Source organism: Marinobacterium arenosum, assembly GCF_019795155.1.
In the GTDB taxonomy this organism is placed as follows: Bacteria; Pseudomonadota; Gammaproteobacteria; order Pseudomonadales; family Balneatricaceae; genus Marinobacterium_C; species Marinobacterium_C arenosum.
This window is the reverse complement of the sequence record NZ_JAILYN010000054.1, coordinates 24272-30271: the sequence shown is the minus strand read 5'-3', so window position 1 is coordinate 30271 and position 6000 is coordinate 24272. Positions and strand designations below refer to the sequence as shown.

The 6000-nt window shown below is 59.9% G+C and carries 2 protein-coding genes and 1 riboswitch; of the genes, one reads left to right on the top strand and one right to left on the bottom strand.

Going from position 1 to position 6000, the window contains the following annotated elements; all coding sequences use genetic code 11:
* The first annotated feature begins 822 nt into the window (after window positions 1-822).
* Window positions 823-902, top strand: a riboswitch (cyclic di-GMP riboswitch).
* Between the two features lie 70 nt (window positions 903-972).
* The gene (locus K6T12_RS18355; RefSeq protein ID WP_222224337.1) at window positions 973-3543 is read left to right on the top strand and encodes an Ig-like domain-containing protein; all 2571 of its coding nucleotides are present in this window, start codon (window positions 973-975) and stop codon (window positions 3541-3543) included.
* Between the two features lie 520 nt (window positions 3544-4063).
* Here K6T12_RS18355 and K6T12_RS18350 read toward each other — a convergent pair.
* Entirely contained in the window at window positions 4064-5494 is a 1431-nt protein-coding gene (locus K6T12_RS18350; RefSeq protein ID WP_222224336.1) for a hypothetical protein, read from the bottom strand.
* Between the last annotated feature and the right edge of the window lie 506 nt (window positions 5495-6000).

Here is a 6000-nt window from a genome sequence, read left to right as displayed (position 1 = left end):
ACAAGACTGCGGATTGAGTCGTAACAGCCCGCTCCGAGGGCGACCGCTTTGGGTGCCGATAGAACTATCTCTTGTCGCGGTCAGTACCCAAAGGGCATGCCAAGCCCGCTGCTACAAAGCCGAGCTTCGTAGCAGCCCGCTCCGAGGGCGACCGCTTTGGGTGCCAATAGAACCATCTTCTGTCGCGGTCAGTACCCAAAGGGCATGCCAAGCCCGCTGCTACTGGACAGAGCGCCGTAGCAGCCCGCTCCGAGGGCGACCGCTTTGGGTGCCAATAGAACCATCTTCTGTCGCGGTCAGTACCCAAAGGGCATGCCAAGCCCGCTGCTACAGGGCTGAGCTCCGTAGCAGCCCGCTCCGAGGGCGACCGCTTTGGGTGCCAATAGAACCATCTTCTGTCGCGGTCAAAGCCCACCGCTACAGGGCCGAGCTTCGTAGCAGCCCGCTCCGAGGGCGACAGGCCGCGGACTCTGCCAACCCGGTCGCGGTCGGTACCCAAGGGCATGCCAAGCCCTATGTTGTCGCCGAAAAGCAACAGCATTCAAACGGCTGTTTATTCCATATCTGTATAATTGTTGAACAACCCCTATGTTATATTTGCGCCAGCTTTACACAGACTTACAGATTTCTAAGCGGGTGTATCACCCGATTTATACCGGAATGGCTGATCGCTCGACGAGCGGACAGGGAACGTATCCGGTAACAGTGACGTTGAAGGGAGCCCAGCCTCCTGTTCCATGCAAGTACGCGGGCATTCAGTCATGACGGACGAATACGCGGCGGGAAAACAGTACCGCCCACCCATAACACCGAAAGATCCTCTCCCGACAAAGGCAAAATTCGAGTAATCGGATGGCGCAAAATCACGGGCCCCAGCTGTACGGGGTAGCCGGATTACCGAAGGAGAGTCATCCCTCAGGGCACGTCTGTTGTTGAGGATCTTTCGCTTAGTGAAAATAAGCGGAGACCTTCATGCAGCGGACTTCCATTGCCCGACTGACGGCCGCGTTCGGCCTGAGCGCATCTCTCGGCCTACTGCCGGTTGCCATCGCAGAGGCGAATAGCCACCAGAATCACGGTCATGCGGTATCCCATGCGGCCAATGCATCCCATGCGCAGCAAGCGGCAGAGCAGACCCAGGCAATGCTGGCCTTGCAGAAACAGTGGGCCAACGGTAAAGGTGCCGAAAAATCCCAGGCGCTGAAGAAACTGACCGCCAAGGCCGAGCAACGCCGCCAACTGCTGGCGGAGCTGGTTGAGCGCGACCCGGCGGCCGTTGTCGCAGCCACGCTGTCCGATGAACAGCAAAAAGGGATGCCGGCCGAGGTGCGCGCCAAGCTCGAGCAGAAATTCGCCACCAGCGGCGAGCTGGAGGTCCGTTACCTGGAAGATGCCGAAGGCGTTAAGCTGCAACACTTCCTGAACACCGGTAGTGAACGCTATTCCCTGCATTTCGGCGACAAGACGCCCAACCAACTGACCGGTGCCGTCGTGTCGGTCGACGGTCTGCTGGTCGACGGCGGCGATGAGGAGACCGATGGCGCTATCGCACTGGCCTCCGGCGACCAACTGCTGACCCTGGCGGCCGATGGCGGTGCGGATGGCGGCAGCAACGGTGGCACCACCGATCCGTCCACCTACAACACCCTCGGCGAGCAGCGCACTGCGGTCATTATGGTTAATTTCCAGAATGAGCCGACCGACAAGCCCTGGAGCCAGAACCAGGTGCGCGACTTCGTATTCGGCGATGTCAGCGACTTCTTCCTGGAAACCTCCTATAACCAGACCTGGCTGACCGGCGATGTACTGGGCTGGTACACCCTGCCGCTGGACGGCGGCAGCTGCCCGACCGGCATCACCGACGCGGCAGACCAGATCGCAACCGGTAACGGCGTCAACCTGGCCAACTACGATCGCGTGGTGTACATGGTCGCCCCCTCCAGCGGTTGCGGCGGCAACTGGGCCAACGTCGGCGGTAAGCCCGCCCGTGCTTTTATTACCGCCGGGCTTGACCTGCAGGTAGTCGCCCATGAACTGGGCCACACCTTCGGCCTGATGCACTCCCACGGCCTGAGCTGCAGCGACGGTGTATTGGATGGCAGCTGCACGCAGATCGAATATGGAGACGCACTGGACGTAATGGGCGATCGTGCCGCCCATATGAACCCGTTCCAAAAGGAACTGCTCGGCTGGCTCGACTACGGCCCGTCGCCGGCCATCACCGAAGTCACCAGCAGCGGCAGCTACACCATCGCCCCGCTGGAAACCAACGACAGCAAGTCCAAGGCGCTGCGGGTGTGGCGTGGCATAGACCCGGCCAGCGGCAAGAATACCTGGTATTACATCGACTACCGTCAACCGATCGGCTTCGACCAGATCCTGTTCGACAGCAGCGATATGCGTAACGACCCGGACAGCCTGGCCAACGGCGTACTGATCCATCTGATTACCGAGGGCGATCGCAACAGCAGCAAGCTGCTGGATATGACCCCCGGCAGCTCCTCCTGGGGCGCCACCTTCGACCTGATGGACCCGGCCCTGGTGGCGGGCTACTCCTTCGTCGACAGCGAAGCCGGCCTGACCATCACCACCAACTGGACCGACAATGCCGGCGCGACGGTAACCATCGACTATGGCAACGGCGGCTCCGGCGGCGGTAGCGGAGGCAACAGTGCGCCGGTGGCGGTTAACGACAGCGCCAGCACCAGTGCCGGCAGCGCGGTCAGCATCCCGGTCTTGGCCAACGACTACGATATCGACGGCGACAGCCTGACCATCACCGGTACCAGCGGTGTCAATGGCAGCGCCCAGATCAGTGGCGGCAATATCATCTTCACCCCCAACAGCGGCTTTAGCGGTACCGAAACCTTCAACTACAGCATCGCCGACGGTAAAGGCGGCAGTGCCACCGGTTCCGTCGCGGTTGCGGTAGCAGCCGGCAACAATGCACCGGTGGCGGTTAACGATAGCGCCAGCACCAGCGCCGGCACGGCGGTCAGCATTCCGGTGCTGGCCAATGACTACGATGCCGACGGCGACAGCCTGACCATCACCGGCACCAGTGGCGTCTATGGCTCGGCCCAGATCAGTGGCGGTAACATCATCTTTACCCCGGTCAGCGGCTTCAGCGGCACTGAAACCTTCAGCTACAGCATCGCCGACGGCAACGGCGGCACGGCCAGCGCATCGGTGTCGGTCACCGTGTCGGCGCCGACCAGCAATAACCAGGCCCCGGTAGCGGTCGACGACAGCGTCACGCTGAGCAGTATCGCAACGGTGACAATCCCGGTACTGAATAACGACTACGACCCGGATGGCGACAGCCTGAAAGTAACCAACGTGACTCAGGGCTCAAAAGGCAGCGTGCGGATCAACAGCGACGGCACCCTGACCTATTCGCCGGCCCGCAACTTCAAATCCGGCGACAGCTTCAGCTACACCATCTTCGATGGTGAAAAGTATGCCAGCGCCAGCGTCACGGTCAGCCTGCAGGATGGCGGCAGCAGTGGGCCGGGCAACAAAGGCAACGGCAAGAAGAAATAACCGATCAACGGAACAATAAGCGACACAAAGGCGAGGTATCCCCTCGCCTTTTTATATAGAGTCGCCCATGGCACCCACGGGCATAAAAAGTGGGCTGCGACAAGGCATGTCCCTCGTAGCAGCGGGCTTGGTATGCCCTTTGGATACCGACCGCGACCGGGTCGGCATAGTCCGCGGCCTGTCGCCCTCGGAGCGGGCTGCTACGGCAGAGCCCTGTAGGGCGCCACCCGGGGCGCCACCTCCGCAGGTGGGTTAAAACGCCTGTCGGCGTTTGGCCGGCCTGGTCCGGCCCTACATTGGTGTGGTGAAGAACCAGCAAGAGGTCCAGCCACAACTGCTGTAAAAGGCCGTTGTGGCCGGAATCGAGAGACGGTATCAACGAAACCGAAGCCCTGTGGGAGGGCACGTTTTTTGTGCCCACATGGCGCTCTTACCCACAAAAATCCGAAAACAAGGGGCGGTGACCGACAGGCCACCGCCCCTTTTTATCGCTCGTTATCGCTCAGTTGTCAGTTGTATTTCAGTTCGGGCAATCCGGGCAAGGTGCGCATAGCGGGCACTCGCTCAGCGGGATCAGGTTCCCCTCGGAATCAGGCACCGGCTGACCGAACTCATCCAACAGATACAGGATATTGCCCTGCGAATCGCGCAATGCGGTATCGTCGGAGTCGGTATCGGTGCCGCCGAACTGGCCGGCTGCAAGCACACTGGCGGTATTCAGGAAGCCTGAATGGGACGGCAGGTACTTGTCGTCTGACGGATCAGTCGATGTACCGTGATCATCAAACGCAGCTACCTCAGGCATGCTCGGCATATAGCAGAGGTCGATACCGAGATCGGCCCCCAGGGCAACCGAAGTATTCGGTGCCAGCGGTCCGACCTGCACGCCACCGGACAGGGCCGGAATCTGAGTGTCGGTCACGATCACTGAAGAGAGCGGCTCGGTCAGGCTGTCGTTGCTGACCACGATTTCCGGGCAGACTTCAACCACCAGATGACCGCCCATGCCCATCAGGCGCACATCGCTTTCATCCGGGCAATCCTTGTCGATCGATACCATCGGGTCCGGTGCGAACGGACATTCAACCGCCGGATTGGAGCTGTCCATATCCATCACGCTGCCCTGCGCCCAATCGCCGTGGCCGGAGATCTTGTTGGCGAGGTTGAGTGCGCCGCCGGTACAGGTGACTTCCAGAGTCACCGACTCGCCGACGATCAGGTTGCCGTCGAAGCTGCCGCCGTTGGGCACGCTCACCCAGACGCCGACCGGCAATGCGGTATTGGCTGCGGCACCGCCCACTTTGGTCAGCGTGCAGCTGGCACCAGCCTGATCTTCCCGGATTCGAATGTTGGTCAACTCGAAATCGCCGTCGTTGTCCAGCACCACGGTATTGCGGGTGGTGACCACCTGGTTGTTGACGGTCTGCTCGGCGCAGGTCTTAGTTACGTCGATGCTCGGTTCGCCCGGGATATAACAGAAGGAGATATGGCTGAGGCCATAGAACCGGCCATGGTTCGGGTTGACCGGCGAATGCAGGAAGTTATCCCAGGTAAAGCCGGTGCCGTCGTAGTCGTAGTTATTTCCTCTGGGACCACCTTTAACGAATATCGAGATCATTTCGCCGCCGGAACTGACCCAATCGAAGTTGGGCCCCTGGCCGTTGCTGTGCACCGTGATATCTACCGTCAGGTCACCATCCGAGAACTGACCGGTAAAGGGATCGTTTATCTTGAACTCCTGCAACATCGGAATCGGGCCCAGCAGGTCTGAACAGGTGGGGTTGCCCTGAACTTCCACCGGCTGGATACCCCGTTGCGAAGGCGGTCCGGGATCGGCCCATGCGGGTTGTACGATGCCCATCGTCATCATCAGGGCGCATACCAGGGCAGCCAGGAAACCGCCTATCCACTTGAGGTATGCACCGGGTCTACAGTTGGTCAATAGGTTCATGGCTGTGCCTCCCATACCTTGTTGACTGTCAGATCAACCCGCCCTCCTCCCGACGGGAAGCGAACGGAGCTGACTAGCAGGAAAGTCTCTGGCCAGGTCGGCAAAAGGTAGCATTGGAGATCGACGCGGCTCTATACCAACCTGCCAGAGACTCTCCGCGGACCGGCCAGCGCGCAGTTTGCGTTCTCGGTACTTCTGATGAGGGGTAACGGTGAGCTGGCAGTCCTAAAGCATCACGAAAGGTGCATTTTTTATGCCAGCAATCTAACTCATTGAAACTGAAACCCTTTTTATCAGGGCGAGGGAGCAGCAGACGGAAAAATGTAAAACAACGCAAGCAGTCGTTTCAGACGAATGAATCTAACCACCTGTTTTATATTGGCTTTTATAAAAACGCCTTGTTGCATGATTGATACAGTCTGTCCGCCATAGAAGACCACCGGCAGCTTGATGGCCATCAGAGGTGGCACTGCACTCCCGTCGGGACCGGGAGCTGAGAGGGGTGG

Excerpts from the sequence above, each read along its gene's own strand:
- K6T12_RS18355 (WP_222224337.1), top strand. The coding sequence starts at position 973 with ATGCAGCGGACTTCCATTGCCCGACTGACGGCCGCGTTCGGCCTGAGC.
- K6T12_RS18350 (WP_222224336.1), bottom strand. The coding sequence starts at position 5,494 with ATGAACCTATTGACCAACTGTAGACCCGGTGCATACCTCAAGTGGATA.